Origin of the sequence: Caulobacter sp. BK020, from assembly GCF_004342605.1 — a bacterium.
GTDB lineage: Bacteria > Pseudomonadota > Alphaproteobacteria > Caulobacterales > Caulobacteraceae > Caulobacter.
On record NZ_SLZL01000015.1, the window covers coordinates 67,466 to 86,387 of the forward strand.

Below are 18,922 nucleotides of genomic sequence, written 5' to 3' on the forward strand. Positions count from 1 at the left end.
AGAAAGGAGCGCGGCCTACACGCCCCCCGCATAAGGGCGCGATGCGGATTCCGGGCGGGGGTATAAGGGCGTTATAAAGATCGGGCTGCCGGTCAGTCGTGCAGCGGCGCCTCGGCCGGTTCGCGCGACGGATCGGTGGCCACCGTCCCCACCGAGGCGGCGACCACCAGGGCGATGGCCAGCCACTGGCGGGGCGCCAGGTGCTCGCCCAGCACCAGCAGGCCGGCCAGGGCCCCGACCGCCGGCTCCAGGCTCAGCATCACCCCGAAGCTGCGCCTGGAGATGGCCCGCATGGCCACCATCTCCAGCGAATAGGGGATGGCGCTGGACACCACCGCGACCACCAGGCCAAGCCCCAGGGCCGCCGGGTTCAGCAGCGCCGCCCCGGCCGCGGCCACGCCGAACGGGGCCACGACCACCGCCGCCGTCGTCATGCCCAGCGCCACCGAGCGGCCGCCGTGCAGATGCCCGGTCCGCTGGCCGGCGACGATGTACAGCGCCCAGAACACCGCCGCCGTCGCGGCGAAGGCCACGCCCATGGGATCCAGGGTCAGGCTGGCGTCGCCCAGCGGCAGAAGCAGGGAGAGGCCCGCGGCCGCCAGGGCGACCCAGGCGAAGTGGACGGGCTTGCGGGCGTGCAGCAGGGCCAGACTGAGCGGCCCGGTGAACTCGATGGCGATGGCCACGCCCAGCGGGATGGTGCGCAGGGCCATGTAGAAGCACAGGTTCATCGCCCCCATCATCGCCCCGTAGCTGACGACGGCGAACAGGTCCTCGCGGTTCATGCGCATGGTCCAGGGCCGCCAGACCAGGCACAGCACCAGGGCCGAGAACCCCACCCGATAGGCGCTGGCCCCCTGCGCCCCGACCAGCGGGAACAGCGTCTTGGCGAACGAGGTGCCGACGCTCAGCGACACCATGGCGCCGACCAGGCAGAGATAGGGCAAGGCGGCGCGCAGCGCGGACGGACGAGACATGCGCGGGTTGTAGCAGGGTTCCGCGGTCCGCGGGGATCGCGGCTCTTCCCCCTCCGGGGGAGGAGGGCCGAAGGCCCGGAGGGGGCAAGTGTTCGCCTGACGTGCGACCCTCGCTTGCCCCCACCTGACCGCTGCGCGGTCTGTCGCGGCGAGGGGGCGGAGCGCCAGCTAGAACGCCTCGTCCTCCTCGACGCCTTCGTCGTCCTCGCCGCCCATGGCCGCTTCCAGGCTCTCGATGATGTCGTCCATCTGGTCCGGGGTGATCGAGACGTAGATATTGTCGCCGCCGACGGCCGAGACCAGCAGGCGGTAGCCGTCCTCGGTTTCCTGCAGGCTGAAGGTTTCGAGAAGCTGCAGCTTGGCCATGGGGATCTCGCGAGGCGCCGAAGGGAAGGCGGGGATATAGGGGCGGACGGCCGATGTCGCCATCCATCGCCCGGCCCTTGCTTATTTTACACTCGTATAGCAACCTCTTCCCACCACCGGGGAGAGACACATGGCCGCCACCCAGCAGCGCGACGCGATCATCATCGGCGGGGGGCACAACGGCCTGGTCTGCGCCTTCTACCTGGCCAGCGCCGGGCTGAAGGTCACGGTCTGCGAGGCCCGCGACGTGGTCGGCGGGGCGGCGGTGACCGAGGAGTTCCATCCCGGCTTCCGCAACTCCGTGGCCAGCTACACCGTCAGCCTGCTCAGCCCCAAGGTCATCGCCGACATGGACCTGCACGGCCACGGCCTGCGGATCCTGGAGCGGCCGATCTCCAACTTCCTGCCGATCGACGACAGCACCTACCTGAAGCTGGGCGGCGGGCTGGAGCGCACCCAGGAGCAGTTCCGCAAGTTCTCGGCCAGGGACGCCGAGGCCCTGCCGGCCTATTACGCCATGCTGGACGAGATCGGCGACGTGCTGCGCGACCTGGCCGGCGAGACCCCGCCCAACCTCGGCGACGGCCTGCCGGGCCTGCTGCGGGCGCTCCGGCAGGGCGGCCGGCTGGCGGGCCTGAGCCGCGAGCGCAAGCGCGACCTGCTGGACCTGTTCACCAAGAGCGCCCGCGACTTCCTGGACGGCTGGTTCGAGAGCGACGCGGTCAAGGCCAGCTTCGGCTTCGACGCCGTGGTCGGCAACTTCGCCAGTCCCGACACGCCGGGCTCGGCCTATGTGCTGCTGCACCACACCTTCGGCGAGGTGAACGGCAAGAAGGGCGCCTGGGGCCACGCGGTGGGCGGCATGGGGGCCATCACCCAGGCCATGGCCAGGGCCTGCCGGGCCAAGGGCGTGGAGATCCTGCTGAACGCCAAGGTCGAGGGCGTCCATGTCGAGGACGCGCCGAAGGGCGGCGGCAAGCGGGTGGCGGGCGTCCAGCTGGTCGACGGCCGCCAGGTCATGGCCCCGATCGTGTCGTCCAACCTCAACCCCGCCCTGCTCTATGGCGGGCTGATCGCCCCCTCGGCCCTGCCCGCCCCGTTCCGCAAGGCGGTCAAGGGCTACAAGAACGGCTCGGGCACCTTCCGGATGAACGTGGCGCTGTCGGAGCTGCCCGACTTCACCTGCCTGCCCGGCAAGGCCGTGGCCGAGCACCACCAGTGCGGCATCGTGATCTCGCCGACCCTGGACTACATGGACGAAGCCTATCGCGACGCCAAGGCGACCGGGATCAGCCGGCGGCCGATCGTCGAGATCCTGATCCCCTCCACCCTGGACGACAGCCTGGCCCCGCCCGGCCAGCACGTGGCCAGCCTGTTCTGCCAGCAGTTCGCCTGGGACCTGCCCGACGGCCGCAGCTGGGACGACGAGCGCGAGGCGGCGGCCGACCTGATCATCGACACGGTCGATCAGTGGGCCCCGAACTTCAAGGCGTCCGTCCTGGGACGGATGATCCTGTCGCCGGTGGATCTTGAGCGGAAGTTCGGCCTGGTCAACGGCGACATCATGCACGGCCACATGTCGCTGGACCAGCTGTGGGCCGCCCGCCCGCTGCTGGGCCACGCCAGCCACCGGGCGCCGATCAAGGGGCTCTACATGTGCGGCGCCGGCTGCCATCCGGGCGGCGGGGTCTCGGGCAATCCGGGCCGCAACGCCGCGCGCGAGATCCTGCGCGATCGGGATTTCGGAACGGCGGTCAAGCTGAGCCTGGTGGGGCGGTGATGGCCTTTTCTACGCCGCTCATCCCGGCGAAAGCCGGGACCCAAGCCGAGCCAGCGGGAAAGCCGCAGCAGCTCGATCGGGCGAAGCCTTTTCTGAGAGTCAGCTTGGGTCCCGGCTTTCGCCGGGATGAGCGGATCTAAGGGGCGTTTGAGATGGACATCAACACCCTCTCCAACCACGACCCTGACGCCGACTGGGGCCTGCCCGGCTGGCTCTATGACAACGCCCGCTTCTTTCGCGAGGAGCAGGACAAGGTCCTGCGCCCGTCGTGGCAGATCGTCTGCCACCTGAACGACATTCCCAAGGCCGGCGACTTCCACACCTTCGACTTCCTGGGCGAAAGCACGGTGGTGGTGCGCGGCCGGGACGGCGGGGTGCGGGCCTTCGCCAATGTCTGCCGGCATCGCGCCGCGCGGCTGCTGGACGGCCCGTCCGGCCACTGCGGCCGGATCGTCTGCCCCTACCACGCCTGGACCTACGCCCTGGACGGCCAGCTGGTCGGCGTGCCGCACCGCGAGAGCTACCCTGCCCTGGAGATGGACAAGCAGGGCCTGGCGCCGGTGCAGGTCGAGGTCTATCGCGGCTTCGTCTTCGTGCGGCTCGAAGACTCTCTTTCGCAAGGGGGCCTCTCGGTCGCCGAGATGATGGCCCCCTACGACCACGAGCTTGAGCCCTACCGCTTCGAGGACATGGTCCCGTTCGGCCGCGTCACCCTGCGACCGCGCGAGGTGAACTGGAAGAACATCAGCGACAACTATTCCGACGGCCTGCACATCCCCGTCGCCCATCCCGGCCTGACCCGGCTGTTCGGCCGCGGCTACGGCGTCGAGGCGCAAACCTGGGTCGACAAGATGTGGGGCCAGCTGATCGAGGAGCCGTCGCGCAACCCGTCCGAGCGGATGTACCAGGCCGTCCTGCCCGACGCCCTTCACCTGCCGCCCGAGCGCAAGCGGCTGTGGACCTATTTCAAGCTCTGGCCCAACCAGGCGTTCGACATCTATCCCGACCAGGTGGACTTCATGCAGTTCATCCCGGTCTCGCCCACCCGGACGATGATCCGCGAGATCGCCTACGCCCTGCCCGACGACCGGCGCGAGATGAAGGCGGCGCGCTATCTGAACTGGCGCATCAACCGCCAGGTCAACGCCGAGGACACCGAGCTGGTCGCCCGGGTGCAGCAGGGCATGGCCTCGCGCAGCTTCACGGCCGGCCCCCTGGCCGAGACCGAGGTGTCCCTGCGCAGCTTCGGCCGCAAGCTGCGAGCCCTGATCCCGCAGGCCCGTCTGCATAGGCCACCGGAGGGGTGGTGAGATTTCGCCCTATTCCTTTCCGCTCGTCATCCCGGGCCTTGTGCCCGGGACCCCTCTATCCGCCGCGGGTGCAGGACGGGCGGACCGCCAGCGGTCCGCTTGCGCTTCACGTGGAAGCTGAACCAGGGTTCCCGGGCTCAAGGCCCGGGAGGACGATTGAATATGGGATGGAAGGGTGGTGACCCCTCGCGCCGCCTTCACCCGCGAAGCCCCCGACGTCCGCCGCACCGCCCTGATCGACGCCGCCGCCCGGGTGCTGGCGGCCAAGGGCGTGGCCGGGGCCTCGGTGCGGACGATCTGCGCCGAGGCGGGGGTCAGCGCCGGCCTGCTGCGGCACTATTTCGACGGGGTCGACGCCCTGGTGGCGGCGGCCTACGAGGCGGTCGGGGCGCGGATCGATGCGGCCCTGGAGGCGGCGGTCGCGGCGGCCGGCGCCGATCCGCGCGCCCGGCTGTCGGCCTATCTGACTGCCAGCTTCGCCCCGCCGGTGCTGGACCCGGACCTGCTGGCCACCTGGCTGGCGTTCTGGAGCCTGGTCAAGGTCGACCCGGCCATCGCCGCCATCCACCGGCGGACCTATGCCGGCTATCGCGCCCGGCTGGAGGAGCTGCTTGCGGCCTGCGACCCGTCGGTCGACGCCCGGCTGGCCGCGATCGGCCTGACCGCCGTGGTCGACGGCCTGTGGCTGGAGCTGTGCCTGGACGAGACGGTGTTCACGCCGGCCGAGGCGGGGGCGATCGCCGAGCGGCTGGCGGCGGGGTATTTGAAGTAGAAAACCCTCTCCCAACGGGAGAGGGCGGGGCCCGCGACGAAGTCGTGGGAGGGTGAGGGGTTACGCCCTCACCGATTTGATAACCAACGCCCTGCCGGCACGCCGGCGGACTCAAAACCCCCTCACCCTCCCATCGCAAGCGATGGGCCCCTCCCTCTCCCCATGGGAGAGGGTGAAAACTCAGGCCGCCGCCTGGGCGCCCAGGTTCGCGCGGCCCCAGCTGGCGCGGCGGACTTCGGGTTCGGCGACGTGGACCCGGGCGGTCTTGCCCTGGGTGCGCATGTGCCGGGCCAGCATCTCGGCGACGCCGACGGCTTCGGGCTGGCAGGGATAGGAGCCGATCAGGTCGAGCGAATCATTCCAGGTGACGTGCCAGACGCCGGAGACGGGTCGAACGAAATAGGTGTGTTCGTTGGCCATGGGACTCACTCCTCGGTGTTTACTCAGCGTCGGTCTTACAGCGGATGCATGACAGCTGTTTCAATGCTGCACAGCAACATGTTGTTGCATTGCACACTGCAGGAGCCGCGCCAAGAGCGTCTTTGGTGAATCCGGCAGCAACAATAAGGCGGAAGCGGGAAAATCGCGCTGGTGATCCATGCTTCCTAATCCCTCTCCCGGCGGGAGAGGGAGGGGCCCACCGCGCAGCGGTGGGAGGGTGAGGGCTTAGGGACGGCTGACGGCGTGCCGGCACGCCGGTTGACAGCGTAACCCCTCATCCTCCCACGCCTGACGGCGCGGGCCCCTCCTTCTCCCTATGGGAGAAGGCCCTCACTTCACCACCACCCCGCCCTTCATCACCGCCGCCACGTGCTCCAGCACCGAGACGTCGGCCAGGGCGTCGCCGTCCACGGCGATCAGGTCGGCATAGCGGCCCGGGGCGACCGCGCCGACGTCGGTCTTGCCCATCAGCTCGGCCGCCACGGTGGTCGCCGACTGGATGGCCTGCATCGGGGTCATGCCGTAGCGGACCATGTAGGTCATCTGCCGGGCGTTGAGGCCGTGGGGATAGACCCCGGCGTCGGTGCCGTAGGCGATCCTGACGCCCGCCTTGACCGCCTTGCGGAAGCCCTGGCGCTGGGCCTCGGTGGTCTCCAGGTTCTTGCGCAGGGTCTCGGCCGGCCAGCCGTGGGCCTTGCCGTAGGCGTCGATCCAGTCGCCGTCATAGATGTCGGCCACCAGGAACACGCCCTTGGCCTTCATCATGGCGATGGCCTCGTCGTCCATCAGCGAGCCGTGCTCGATCGAGCGGACGCCGGCCCGCATGGCCGATTTCATGCCCTCGGCGCCGTGGGCGTGGGCGGTGGCGTAGGTCCCGCGCCGGGCGGCTTCCTCGACGGCGGCCCGCATCTCGTCCTCGGTCAGCTCCTGGGCGCCCGGCTCGGTGCCGACCGTCAGGACCGCGCCGGTGGCGATCAGCTTCAGGAAGTCGGCGTGGTGGGCCAGGATGCTGGCCGCCTTGCGGTGGGCGTCGGCGGCGTCCTGGACCACGCCCGCCCGCATCTCGTCGGGCAGCTTGACGTCGGCCGCGATCCCGGTGATCTCGCCGCCCCCGCCGGGGATGGTGATGTAGGCCCCGGCCACCGACATCCGCGGGCCGGGGACCAGGCCGGCGTTGATCGCGTCGCGCAGGGCCACGTCGCCGAACGCCCGCCAGGTCCCGACGTCGCGCACGCTGGTGAAGCCGGCCTCCAGGGTCGCGCGGGCGTGGGCGGCGCCGACATAGGCCTGGTAGGCGGCGGTGGTCAGCAGCGGCTCGGCGATGTTCTCGGTCTGCTCCTGGTCGCAGAGGTGGGTGTGCATGTCGATCAGGCCCGGCAGCACCATGCGCCCCGACCAGTCGATGACCTTGCCGTCGGTGGGGGCGGCCGTCCACGGCCCGACCGCGACGATGCGCTCGCCGTCGAGGGTGATCATCTGGTCGGTCAGGACCTTGCCCTGCAGGGTGTCGACCAGCTTGCCGGCGTGGACGTAGACGGGGGCGGCCTGTGTGGCGAGCGGCGCGAGCGTCAGGGTGATGGCCAGGACGGCGGTGCGGAGGATCATGCGATGAATATCTCCCTTGTCCGCTCATCCCGGCGAAAGCCGGGACCCAAGCGGCGTTGGCCTGTTGATCTCCGCGCGACGCCGCAAGCTCAGCTTGGGTCCCGACTTTCGTCGGGATGAGCGGAGTTGTGGCCCTTGCCCCGCGTCAGCCAGTAGAACGGCGCGCCGATGGCCAGCAGGCCGAGGCCCAGCAGCACCGCCTGGCCGCCCGCCCCGACGAGGGTCCAGACCGAATAGACGCCGGCCAGCAGCGCGATCAGCGTCAGGCCCAGGGTCGGGGCGATGCGCCGCGTGGCCTGCAGCTTCAGCGCCGCCAGGGCGCAGGCCAGGTAGGCGAACAGCGAGGCGGTGGTCGCCACGAGGGCGATGAAGGTGAACAGGTCGGCCATCGACTTGGCGTAGTTCATCAGCACCAGGACGGTCAGGAAGCCGGCCGACAGCAGGTGGGCGCGGACCGGCGCGCCGCGGGCCGACTCCTTGGCCAGGAAGGCTGGAAACACCCCGCCCTTGGCCATGGCGTAGGGCATCTCGCCCTGCAGCAGCACCCAGCCGTTCAGGGCGCCGAAGGCGCTGATCGCCGCGAACAGGGCCAGGACCTTGCCGGCGTCGCCGCCCCAGTGGAGGCTGACGAAGTCGGCCAGCGGGGCGTTGGAGACCTTCAGCGCGTCGGCCGGGGTCAGCAGCACCACGGCCGAGCAGACCAGCAGGTAGATCAGGCCGGTGAACACCGTGCCTGTCAGGGTGGCGCGGGGGATGGTGCGGACCGGGTCGACCACCTTGCCGGCCGGCACCGTCGCCGATTCCAGCCCCAGCAGCGCCCACAGCGTCAGGGCTCCGGCGGCGGTGATCGCGCCCGGATGGATGTCGGCGGGGCGGAACGGCGTCAGGGTCGCCCCGCCGTCGCGGCCGATCACCCAGAAGGCCAGGCCGGCTACCGCCGCCAGCGGCAGCAGCTTCAGCACCGTGGTCGCCACCTGCACCCCGCCGGCCAGGCGGGCGCCGGCGATATTGACCCCGACCAGCAGCCAGACCGCGCCCAGGGTCACCAGCAGGTGCATCCCCGGAACTTGGGCAATGGCCGGGAAGATCGCCGACAGATAGCTGACCGCCCCGGTGGCGATGGCGGCGTTGCCGACCCACAGCGAGATCCAGTAGCTCCAGGCCACCATGAACCCGACCAGGGGCCCGAACGCCTCCTGCGTGTAGGCGTAGGGCCCGCCGGCCTTGGGAAACTCGCGCGCCAGGCCGGCGAACACCACCGCCAGGCACAGGGCCCCGCCGATGGTCAGCAGCCAGCCGAACACCGCGTTCCAGCCGTAGGGGGCCAGGGACGCGGGCAGCATGAACACCCCCGAGCCGATCATGTTGCCGACCACCAGGGCCGTGCACATCCAGAAGCCCAGCGCCCTTGTGGAAGGCCCGTGGGGGGTCGTGACCTTGAGGATCGGGACCTTCTGCGGGGTCTCTGTCATGCGGTCAGGCTTTCATGGGGCGGAGCGTTGGTCCATGGCCTCTAAACACCGCTCATCCCGGCGAAAGCCGGGACCCAAGCCGAGCTGGCGGTTCGGTCCTGGACGGGACCGCCGATCCCGCTTGGGCCCCGGCTTTCGCCGGGGTGAGCGGATGCGGAGAATGACCTAGAACTTCTGCCCGAACTTCACCCCGATGGTGCGTGGCTGCAGCGGCACGGAATAGACCTCGGCGCCGCAGACGGCCTCGACGCATTCGGTGCTGCGGGTCAGGCTGGCCCGGCTGTCGTTGAGGTTCACGACATAGGCCGAGAAGGTCCAGCTGTCGCGGCCGATCCCCGCCGACAGGTCGGTGGTGATGTAGCCGGCCTGCTTGCCCAGCACCTCGCGAGCGAAGGTGCGCAGGTCGGCCCAGGCGTCGGTCTGGCCGACGATCCCGCCCTGGACGAAGGCGTCGTAGCCCGCCAGGTCGAACTCGTAGCGGGCGTTCAGATTGGCCTTGAACTTGGGCGTCACCGGCAGGCGCTGGCCGTCCGGGGCGCGCTCGGGATAGTTGTCCAGGTCGACCGGGCAGTTGGTGATCGGCTGGCCGGTGGCCGGGTCGACCTTGCCGCAATAGGTCCCCTTCAGCTTGGCGTCGATATAGGTCGCCGCGCCGTTCAGGGTCAGGCCGTGCTTGATCGCGAAGCTGAAGTCGGTCTCGGCGCCGTTGATCTCGGCCGAGACGGCGTTCTTGATCTCGGTCAGGCCGTTGGCCCCGACGATCGAGAACTGGAAATTGTCCCAGGTCTCGTGGAACACCGCGCCGTTCCAGCGGAAGCGGTTTTCGGCCCAGCTGGTCTTCCAGCCGAACTCGTAGTTCTTCAGGAAGTCGGAGTGATACGGCGGCAGGGTGCCGCGACGGTTGATGCCGCCCGGCCGGAAGCCCTCGGAATAGGTGATATAGACCAGCTTGTCGGGGTCGATCTTGTAGGTGAGGTTGATCTTCTTGCTGTTGCCGTTCTCCTTGACCCGCTTGTCGAGGTTGGTGCACGGCGAGCCCTCGATCTCGGGACCGGTGAAGCACGCCTTCTCCCCGGTCGAGCCGTAGCCGGCCCCGTAGCCGTAGAAGCCCTTGAGGCTGTTGTCCGACTTGAAGAAGCGGACGCCGCCGGTCAGGGTCAGCTTGTCGGTGATGTCGAACGCCGCCTCGCCGAACGCGGCGCTGTCGCGGTCGACACGCTTCTGCTCGGTCAGCCAGATCGTGCCCGGATGGCCCGGCACCGAGATCGAATCGCCGATGTCGTCGATGCGGTAGTCCTGATGGATGCCGTGGGTCTGGCGCTGGTAGAACAGGCCGCCGACGACGCGGAAGCGGTACTCCTGCGGGGTCGAGACGCGCAGCTCGTGGCTGAGCTTCATATAGGCGTCATGGCCGATGATGTACTGCGACGGGTCGACCGGGTTGCCGGCGTCGTCGGTCCAGTAGGCGCCGTAGCCGGCCAGGGTGTCGTAGAAGAACGAGTAGTCGGTGTAGTCCTGGCGGGTGTCGACGTCGCGGTCCAGGTACGAGCCGGCATAGGTGACGTCGAGGTTGCTGATCTTGCCCTCGACGGTCATGGCCGCCTGCCACCACTTGTCCTTGGAGTTTTCCGGGTAGTAGTGGGCCACCTTCAGGGCCCCCAGGCTGCGGTCCTCGGAAAACACCCCGCCGACCTTCTCGATCTGGCCCATCACCTGGGGCGTGATCACCCAGTTGTCGCCGGCCTCGATCTTCATCGCCGCCCGGCCGCCATAGAGGTCGACGTCGTTATAGTCCTTCTTGACCCGGTCGGCGTTGCTGACCGTGATCCCCGAGGTGGGATAGGTGCGCGAGCCGGCGACATTGTCGATATAGCCGCCCTGGTGCTCGGCCCAGCCGACCAGGCGCACGGCGACCTTGTCGCTGAGCGGCTGGTTGACGAAGCCCTCGGCCGTGTAGCCCTGGTCGCCGTGGGCGATGGTGTTGGCCTCCAGGTCGTAGGCGGCGCTGAAGCCGGCGGTGCTGGGCTTGTTGGTGATGATGCGCAGCGTGCCGGCCTGGGAGCTGGCGCCGTACAGCGTGCCCTGCGGCCCCGACAGGGCCTCGACCCGGGCGATGTCGTAGATGTGGATGTCCAGCGCGCCCTGGATGGTGGTGACGGGCTGCTCGTCCAGATAGACGCCGACGCTGGGCAGCGAGCCGGAGTGGTTGCCGTCGCCGCCGCTGGCCACGCCGCGGAAATAGACGTTGGAGAAGCCCGGCGACGAGGTCTGGAACGACACGCTGGGCAGGTATTTCACATAGTCGGTGAAGGCCGCGACCTGCAGCTGCTCCAGCTTGGCCTCGCCCAGCGCCTGGATGCTGACCGGCACGTCCTGCAGGTTTTCCGAACGCTTCTGCGCGGTGACCACCACCTCGTCCAGGGCGACCGCGCCCTGGGGAGCAGTCTGGTCCTGGGCCTGCGCGGCGGCCGCCGTCAGCATGGTCGAGGCCAGAAGCGCGGAGGTCAGCAGGCCGCCTTTCGAAGGGGCGGTCTTGTTACGCTTGGTGGACGTCATATCGGCTCCCCGAACTGTTCGGAGAACGATGCTCTTCTGGCTGATTTGAGCCCGCAAGATGTAAAATTCAAACGCGCGTCAATTCGGCCGACTGTTGCAGAAATGGCAGGGTTCTGTGCGGCTGATCAAAATTCAGGCGCGGCGGGATAACTGGATAGAACCGGTCCCAGGGCGGTCTTCAGGGGGCCCAGCCATGATTCGTAATTCTGCCAATGCTCGACCCCATCCTTGAAGATGGGACGACGCACCTGTTCAGAGCTTGCGGTGCGCACGGCGCGGTCGTTTTCGTGGAAATTCAGGCACGATTCTTCGAACGGCAGGCCGCAATAGGCCAGCAGGGCGCGGATCTCCCGCTCCGGATCCTCGATCATCGATTCGTAGATCACCCGGTGCACGCGCCCCGGCAGCACGGCGTCGACATGGGCCATCAGCTCCACATAGTCGGCGTAGTAGCGGCCGATGTCCTCCAGGCCGTAGCTGAAGTTCTGGCCGCGGGCGAAGTGCTGCTTGAAGCCCGAGAAGCAGCAGCCCAGCGGGTGGCGGCGCGCGTCGATGATCTTGGCGTTCGGCAGCATCAGGGCGATCAGCCCGACATGGGCCCAGTTGTTGGGCATCTTGTCGATGAACAGCGGCCGGTCGGTCTTGCGCTGCACCCGGGTGCGTTCGAGGAACTCCTCGCCCAGGGCCTTCAGGGCGTCGGCGTCCAGGGTGGCCAGGACCTCGGGATAGGGCGACTCGTCCTTTAGCCGCCGGGCCATCGAGGTGACGTCGGGAAGCTCCATCGTGCCCTCCACCGCCGAATGGCTGGCCAGGATCTGCTCGACCAGGGTCGAGCCGGCGCGCGGCAGGCCCAGGACGAAGATCGGGTCCGGCGCGGGGCAGCCCTGCCCGGCCCGCGACGCGAACAGCGGCGCCGTCAGCACCGCCTTGCTGCGCGCCACGTGCCGGGTCATCACGGCCGGATCGTACGGAACCTGGGTCCGCCGCAGGGCCGCGCCGCGGGCGTAGCAGGCGAACGATTCGGCGTAGCGGCCGGCGTCCTCGTGGGCCTTGCCCAGGGCGTAGTGCAGGTGCAGGCGGTCGTCGTCGTCCAGGTCGCTCCGCGCCAGCTGGGCCTCCATCGCCGCCAGGTCGGCCGCGTCGAAGCGGTAGGTCTTCATGTTGGCCAGGCTCCACCAGGCCTCGCCCAGCGACGGGGCCTGGTCGACGGCCTTGCGATAGGCGGCCGCGCAGTCGGCCGAGCGGCCCACGGTCTTCAGCGCATGGCCATAGCTCATCCAGCCCTTGGGCTGCTGGGGATGGCGGGCCAGCACGTCCTCGTAGAGGGCGATGGCCCCGGCATATTCGCCGATCCGCGCCAGGCAGGCGGCCTTCAGGTTCAGGTAGCCTGGATGGCGCGGCTCGTCGGCCAGCAACCGGTCCAGCTGGGCCAGGGCCTCCGTCGACCGCCCCAGGCGGTAGTGCAGGGTGGCCAGGTTGTAGCGGGCGCCGGTGAAGGCGGGGGCCAGCTTCAGGCAGTCCTGCAGCAGGGCCTCGGCCTCCTCCTCGCGGCCCTGCCGGGCCACGGCCTCGGCCAGCATGCGGATCGCCGCCGGCTCGGCGGGGCGGACGGCCATCAGCTCGCGCAGCACCTTTTCCGCCCGGCCCGGCTCGCCGTCGACCAGCGCCGCGGCGGCGGTCATCAGCACCGGGTCGCGGACTCCGCCCTTGATCTGCCGGGCCCGGGCGGCCTGGGCCCCGGCCTCGTCGCCCAGCAGCTCCAGCGCCTCGGCCAGGCCGCGCCAGGCCTCGGCCAGGTCGGGATCGGCGGCGACGGCTCGCTTGAACGCGGCGACGGCCGCCTGGGTGTGGCCGGCGGCGGCCAGGATCCGGCCGTGCTCCAGCTGGATCGGCGGCGCCTGGGCGAAGGCCCGCGACAGCGGCTCGACCACCCGCAGGGCCTGGGCGACGTCGCCCGACAGCCGCAGGCCCGCGGCCAGGATCAGGGTGGCCTCGGCGTGGCGGGGCACGGCCTCGAGGATGGCCATGGCCTGCTCCACCGCCTGCCGCGGATCCAGGTCCAGCAGCCGCCAGCCGTTGGCCAGGGCTGTGGCGACGCTGCCGGAGGGCTCGGTGGTGGCGGTGGTCATGGCCGGATGGGAGGACGGGGGGCCGGGGATGTCAACGGCCCCCAGGGCTCAGTCCACCCCGCCCAGCACCCTCCGGATCGTCTCCACCACCTGGTCCACCTGGCCGCGGTCAATGATCAGCGGCGGCGACAGGGCGATGATGTCGCCGGTCACCCGGATCAGCAGGCCCTGGTCGAAGGCCGCCTCGAACGCCGCCATCGCCCGGGCGGTGGGCGCGCCGGGCCTCGGCTCCAGCTCGATCCCCGCGATCAGGCCGAAGTCGCGGATGTCGACCACGTGGCGGGCGTCCTTCAGCGCATGCACCGCCGCGCGCCAGTAGGGCTCCAGCTCCAGCGCCCGGGCGAACAGCCCCTCCTCCTGGTAGACCTCCAGCGTCGCCAGGCCCGCCGCGCAGGCCAGGGGGTGGGCGCCGTAGGTGTAGCCGTGGAACAGCTCGATCGGGGCGTCGGCGCCGTCCATCATCGCCTGGTAGATCGTCTCGGAGGCCGCCACCGCCCCGGCCGGGACGGCGGCGTTGGTCAGGCCCTTGGCCATGCAGATCATGTCCGGGACCACCCCGAACCGCTCGGCCGCGAAGGCCGCGCCGACCCGGCCGAAGCCGGTGATCACCTCGTCGAAGATCAGCAGGATGTCGTGGCGGTCGCAGATCGCCCGCAGGCGCTGCAGGTAGCCCTCCGGCGGCACCAGCACGCCGGTCGAGCCGGCCACGGGCTCGACGATCACCGCGGCGATGGTGGACGCGTCATGCAGGGCGACGATGGCCTCCAGGGCGTCGGCCAGCTCGGCGCCGTTCTTCGGCTGGCCCTGGCTGAACAGGTTGCCGGCCACGCCGTGGGTATGGGGCAGGTGGTCGACGCCGGTCAGCAGCGAGCCGAAATACATCCGGTTCCTGGGGATGCCGCCCACCGAGATCCCGCCGAAGCCGACGCCGTGATAGCCGCGCTCGCGGCCGATCAGCCGGGTCTTGGTCCCCTTGCCCCGGGCCCGGTGATAGGCCAGGGCGATCTTCAGGGCGGTGTCGACCGATTCCGAGCCCGAACCGGTGAAGAAGATCCGGTCCAGGCCCTTGGGCGTGATCTGGGCGATGCGGCTGGCGAAGGCGAAGGCCGCCGGGTGACCCATGTTGAAGCTGGGGGCGAAGTCCATCTCGCCGGCTTGGCGGCGGATGGCCTCGACGATCTTGGGCCGGTTGTGGCCGGCGTTGACGCACCACAGGCCCGAGGTGGCGTCCAGCACCTGGCGGCCGTCGGGCGTGGCGTAGTGCATGCCCTCGGCCCGGGCCAGCATCCGGGGATTGGCCTTGAACCGCCGGTTGGGCGTGAACGGCATCCAGAAGGCGTCGAGGTCGTTGGTCGCGGCCTGAGAGCCGAAATCGGTCATGGGGAAGTCTCCGGCCCTGGCGTTCTGGGCTGACGCGTGCATTGTGATCGCAGTTGTGTGCGTTAGCGCAACCCCCAACCTCCGCTCATCCCGGCGAAAGCCGGGACCCAAGCCGAGTCCGGCCCGGGAACGCGGACGATCGATCGCGCGACGCGCTTTTCGGATAGGCAGCTTGGGTCCCGGCTTTCGCCGGGATGAGCGGATTTGAGAGGAGGGAGGGGCATGAGCACGCACACCCGCAAACCCCTCGCCGACAGCCTGGCCGTGCACGACCAGGTCTATGAGGCCATCCGCCAGGCCCTGATCACCGGCCGCATCGCGCCGGGGGTCGGGGTCAGCTTGCGCAGCCTGGCGGCCGAGCTGGGGGTGTCGCCGATGCCGGTGCGCGACGCCGTGCGGCGGCTGTCAGCCGAGCGAGCGCTCGAAATCAATCCGGCCAACAAGCGGCTGAGCGTGCCGTCCCTGACCGCCAACCGTCTGGACCAGCTGTCCCAGGCCCGGCTGTGGATCGAGCCCGAGCTGGCCGCCCGCGCCGCGCCCCACGCCGACGCGGCCCTGCTCAAACGCCTGCGCGAGCTGGACGCCGCCGTCGACGACGCCCTGAAGCTGGGCGACGTCGACGCCTACATGACCGCCAACCACGCCTTCCACTTCGCCCTGTACGCGCGGGCCGGGGCCGAGGTGCTGCTGGCCATGGCCGGCGGACTGTGGCTGCAGATCGGGCCGTTCATGCGGGTGGTGTTCGGCCGGGTCGGCGCCGACGGCCTGGTGGCCGACCGCCACGCCGAGGCCATGGAGGCCCTGAAGGCCCACGACGCCGAGGGCGCCCGCCGCGCCGTCGCGGCCGACCTGGCCGAGGGCATGGACAAGATGCGCGCGGCGGTGGAGGCGGGACGGTGAGGGCCGCAGCGAGGTTGGTGACAGGCGCATGCGCCTGTCACCGATCGCGTCCAGGGCGCCCATCGTTTGGGCGCGGCGCGCATCGCGTCTTCACCGACCTTGACAGTCGGCCATCCGACGCAAACTGTGATCACAATTCACCGCGAGATCTTCCGTGACCGCCGCCAGCCCGATCGACGCCCTCAAGACCCTGGCGCTGCCCGGCCGGGCGGTGATCGACGGCGCGCTGGTCGAGGCCGTCTCGGGCCTGACCTTCCACAACGTCTCGCCGCGCGACGGCACGGTGCTGAACCAGGTCGCCGCCTGCCAGGCCGAGGACGTCGACCGCGCCGTGGCCGGCGCCCGCGCCGCCTTCGAGGACGGCCGCTGGCGCGACCAGGGCCCGCGCGCCAAGAAGGCGGTGCTGTTCAAGCTGGCCGAGCTGATGGAACGCGACGCCGAGGACCTGGCCCTGCTGGAGAGCCTGGACACCGGCAAGCCGATCCGCGACGCCCGGGCCGTCGACATCCCCTTGGCGATCGGCACCACCCGCTGGTACGCCGAGGCCCTGGACAAGATCTATGGCGAGGTCGGCGCCGCGCCGGTCGACCGGCTGAGCTGGGCCGTGCACGAGCCGCTGGGGGTGATCGGCGCGATCGTGCCGTGGAACTTCCCGCTGCACATGGCGATGTGGAAGGTGGCCCCGGCCCTGGCCATGGGCAATTCCGTCGTCCTCAAGCCCGCCGAACAGTCGCCGCTGACCGCCCTGAAGCTGGGCGAGCTGGCCCTCGAAGCCGGGCTCCCGCCAGGGGTGCTGAACGTCGTCCCCGGCCTGGGCGGCGTGGCGGGCGAGGCCCTGGCCCTGTCGATGGACGTCGACATGATCGCCTTCACCGGCTCGGGTCCGGTCGGCCGGCGGCTGATGGACTATTCGGCCCGCTCGAACCTCAAGCGGGTGTCGCTGGAGCTGGGCGGCAAGTCGCCCCAGATCGTGTTCGCCGACTGCCCCGACCTGGACGCCGCCGCCTCGGCCGCCGCCTGGGGCGTGTTCTACAACCAGGGCGAGGTCTGCACCGCGGCCTCGCGCCTGCTGGTCCAGGACTCGATCAAGGACGCCTTCCTCGAAAAGGTGATCGCGGTGGCCAGGACCCTGGTCCCGGGCGACCCGCTGGACCCGGAGACCAGCTTCGGGGCCATGGTCAGCGAGCGGCAGATGAACACCGCCCTGGACTATATCGCCACCGCCGACAGCCAGGGCGCGCGCCGCCTGCTGGGCGGGTCGCGGGTGCGCAAGGAGACCGGCGGCTTCTATGTCGAGCCCACCATCTTCGACCGGCTGGAGCCCGACCACACCCTGGCCCGCGAGGAGGTGTTCGGCCCGGTGCTGGGGGTGCAGACCTTCAAGGCCGACGACGAGGCCATCCGCCTGGCCAACGACACCGTCTACGGCCTGGCCGCCGGCCTGTGGACGTCGGACATCAACCGCGCCCTGACCTGCGCCCGGCGGCTGAAGGCGGGGCTGGTCTGGATCAACGGCTGGGACGCCTGCGACATCACCATGCCGTTCGGGGGCTTCAAGCAGTCGGGCTTCGGTCGCGACCGCAGCCTTCACGCGTTGCACAAGTACGCCGACCTGAAGTCGGTGTCCGTGACGCTGAGGTAGCCCATCATGACCCTGGAACTTGTCGAAACCGCCGCCTTCATCGACGGCCTGTGGATCGAGAGCGAGACCACCTTCGAGGTGCGCAATCCCGCCGACGGCGCGGTGATCGCGGCGGTCGCCGACCTGGGGGCGTCCGAGACCAAGGTCGCCATCGAGGCAGCCCACCGCGCCTTCCCCGCCTGGGCCGCGCGCACCGCCAAGGACCGCGGGGCGATCCTGCGCAAGTGGTCCGACCTGATGCTGCTGCACGCCGAGGCCCTGGCCCGGCTGATGACCGCCGAGCAGGGCAAGCCGCTGGCCGAGTCGCGGGGCGAGGTCGCCTACGGCGCGGCGTTCATCGACTGGTTCGCCGAGGAGGCCAAGCGGGCCTACGGCCACGCCATCCCCAGCCCCCTGCCCGGGAAGCGCCTGGTGTCGATCAAGCAGCCGGTCGGGGTCTGCGCGGCCATCGCGCCGTGGAACTTCCCGATCGCCATGATCACCCGCAAGGTCGGGCCGGCCCTGGCCAGCGGCTGCACCGTGGTGGTCAAGCCAGCGGCCGAGACGCCGCTGTGCGCCCTGGCCATCGCCCGGCTGGCGGTCGAGGCGGGCGTGCCGGCCGGGGTGCTGAACGTCGTCACCGGCAAGGACAGCGCCGGCATCGGCAAGGCCCTGTGCGACGACACGAGGGTGCGCAAGCTGTCGTTCACCGGCTCGACCCCGGTGGGCAAGACCCTCTACGCCCAGTGCGCCGGCACCATGAAGAAGCTCAGCCTGGAGCTGGGCGGCAACGCGCCGTTCATCGTCTTCGACGACGCCGACCTGGAGGCCGCCGTCGACGGGGCGATCGCCAGCAAGTACCGCAACACCGGCCAGACCTGCGTCTGCGCCAACCGGCTGCTGGTGCAGTCGGGCATCCACGACGCCTTCGTGGCCCGGCTGACGGAAAAGGTCGCGGCCATGAAGGTCGGGCCGGGCACGGGCGAAGGCGTGACCATAGGTCCGCTGATCAACGACAAGGCGATCGCCAAGGTCGAGAGCCTGGTGCGCGAAGCCGTCGAGCAGGGCGCGACGGTCACGGTCGGCGGGGCGCGCCATAAGCTGGGCGGCCTGTTCTGGCAGCCGACGGTGCTGGTCGGCGCCACGCCGGACATGCGGCTGTTCCAGGAGGAGATCTTCGGTCCCGTCGCGCCGATCGTGATGTTCGACACCGAGCAGGACGCCATCGACCTGGCCAACGCCACGCCGTTCGGCCTGGCCTCCTACTTCTACAGCCGCGACGTCGGGCGTTGCTGGCGGGTGGCCGAGGCCATCGAGGCGGGGATGGTCGGGATCAACGAGGGCCTCATCTCCACCGAGGTGGCGCCGTTCGGCGGGGTCAAGGATTCCGGCCTGGGCCGCGAGGGGTCTTCCGAGGGCTTGGACGAGTATCTGGAGACCAAGTACCTGTGCTTTGGCGGGGTGGCATGAGCGCAGCTCATTCCCTTTCCAGCCGTCATCCCGGGCCTTGTGCCCGGGACCCCTCTATCCGCCGCAAGTGCGGAAGGGTGGCGCGCCAGCGCGCCAAAGCGCTTCACGTGCAAGCTGAACCAGGGGTCCCGGGCACAAGGCCC

The 18,922-nt window shown here is 70.1% G+C and carries 14 protein-coding genes; 6 read left to right on the plus strand and 8 right to left on the minus strand.

Features of this window, described 5'->3' with window-relative positions; all coding sequences use genetic code 11:
- Positions 1–92: 92 nt before the first annotated feature.
- Positions 93–977, minus strand: coding sequence for a DMT family transporter (locus EV278_RS17660; protein WP_132094448.1), 885 nt, complete (start codon positions 975–977; stop codon positions 93–95).
- A 168-nt stretch (positions 978–1,145) separates the two neighbouring features.
- Complete coding sequence (locus EV278_RS17665) at positions 1,146–1,343, minus strand: hypothetical protein (RefSeq protein ID WP_132094451.1); 198 nt, start codon at positions 1,341–1,343, stop codon at positions 1,146–1,148.
- A gap of 130 nt (positions 1,344–1,473) precedes the next feature.
- Between EV278_RS17665 and EV278_RS17670 the strand changes: the two genes are divergently transcribed.
- From EV278_RS17670 to EV278_RS17680, 3 genes are all read left to right on the plus strand, one after another.
- On the plus strand, positions 1,474–3,123 hold the full coding sequence (locus EV278_RS17670) for an NAD(P)/FAD-dependent oxidoreductase (protein WP_132094454.1): 1,650 nt from the start codon (positions 1,474–1,476) through the stop codon (positions 3,121–3,123).
- Between the two features lie 152 nt (positions 3,124–3,275).
- Positions 3,276–4,433 (plus strand): aromatic ring-hydroxylating dioxygenase subunit alpha, encoded by a 1,158-nt coding sequence (locus EV278_RS17675; protein ID WP_132094457.1) that lies wholly within the window; start codon positions 3,276–3,278, stop codon positions 4,431–4,433.
- 178 nt (positions 4,434–4,611) lie between these two features.
- Entirely contained in the window at positions 4,612–5,205 is a 594-nt protein-coding gene (locus EV278_RS17680; protein WP_132094460.1) for a TetR family transcriptional regulator C-terminal domain-containing protein, read from the plus strand.
- 180 nt (positions 5,206–5,385) lie between these two features.
- Here EV278_RS17680 and EV278_RS17685 read toward each other — a convergent pair whose 3' ends face one another.
- The 6 genes from EV278_RS17685 to EV278_RS17710 all read right to left on the minus strand — a co-directional run bounded on the left by EV278_RS17685 (position 5,386) and on the right by EV278_RS17710 (position 14,830).
- Positions 5,386–5,625 carry a hypothetical protein gene (locus EV278_RS17685; RefSeq protein ID WP_132094463.1) on the minus strand — a complete coding sequence of 80 codons (240 nt, stop codon included), beginning with the start codon at positions 5,623–5,625 and terminating at the stop codon, positions 5,386–5,388.
- A gap of 351 nt (positions 5,626–5,976) precedes the next feature.
- The gene (locus EV278_RS17690) at positions 5,977–7,251 is read right to left on the minus strand and encodes an amidohydrolase family protein (protein WP_132094466.1); all 1,275 of its coding nucleotides are present in this window, start codon (positions 7,249–7,251) and stop codon (positions 5,977–5,979) included.
- Positions 7,252–7,340: 89 nt separating this feature from the next.
- Entirely contained in the window at positions 7,341–8,723 is a 1,383-nt protein-coding gene (locus EV278_RS17695; protein ID WP_132094469.1) for an amino acid permease, read from the minus strand.
- Between the two features lie 165 nt (positions 8,724–8,888).
- A complete protein-coding gene (locus EV278_RS17700) occupies positions 8,889–11,279 on the minus strand; it encodes a TonB-dependent receptor (protein ID WP_132094472.1) in 2,391 nt (796 codons plus the stop codon).
- A gap of 125 nt (positions 11,280–11,404) precedes the next feature.
- Positions 11,405–13,408 carry a sulfotransferase gene (locus EV278_RS17705; RefSeq protein WP_132094475.1) on the minus strand — a complete coding sequence of 668 codons (2,004 nt, stop codon included), beginning with the start codon at positions 13,406–13,408 and terminating at the stop codon, positions 11,405–11,407.
- 48 nt (positions 13,409–13,456) lie between these two features.
- Positions 13,457–14,830 (minus strand): aspartate aminotransferase family protein, encoded by a 1,374-nt coding sequence (locus EV278_RS17710; protein ID WP_207905514.1) that lies wholly within the window; start codon positions 14,828–14,830, stop codon positions 13,457–13,459.
- A 180-nt stretch (positions 14,831–15,010) separates the two neighbouring features.
- Here EV278_RS17710 and EV278_RS17715 point away from each other — a divergent pair, with 180 nt between their 5' ends.
- From EV278_RS17715 to EV278_RS17725, 3 genes are all read left to right on the plus strand, one after another.
- Entirely contained in the window at positions 15,011–15,688 is a 678-nt protein-coding gene (locus EV278_RS17715) for a GntR family transcriptional regulator (RefSeq protein WP_132094481.1), read from the plus strand.
- A 154-nt stretch (positions 15,689–15,842) separates the two neighbouring features.
- On the plus strand, positions 15,843–17,330 hold the full coding sequence (locus EV278_RS17720; RefSeq protein ID WP_132094484.1) for an aldehyde dehydrogenase: 1,488 nt from the start codon (positions 15,843–15,845) through the stop codon (positions 17,328–17,330).
- A gap of 6 nt (positions 17,331–17,336) precedes the next feature.
- Positions 17,337–18,779 (plus strand): NAD-dependent succinate-semialdehyde dehydrogenase, encoded by a 1,443-nt coding sequence (locus EV278_RS17725; RefSeq protein ID WP_132094487.1) that lies wholly within the window; start codon positions 17,337–17,339, stop codon positions 18,777–18,779.
- Positions 18,780–18,922 lie beyond the last annotated feature (143 nt).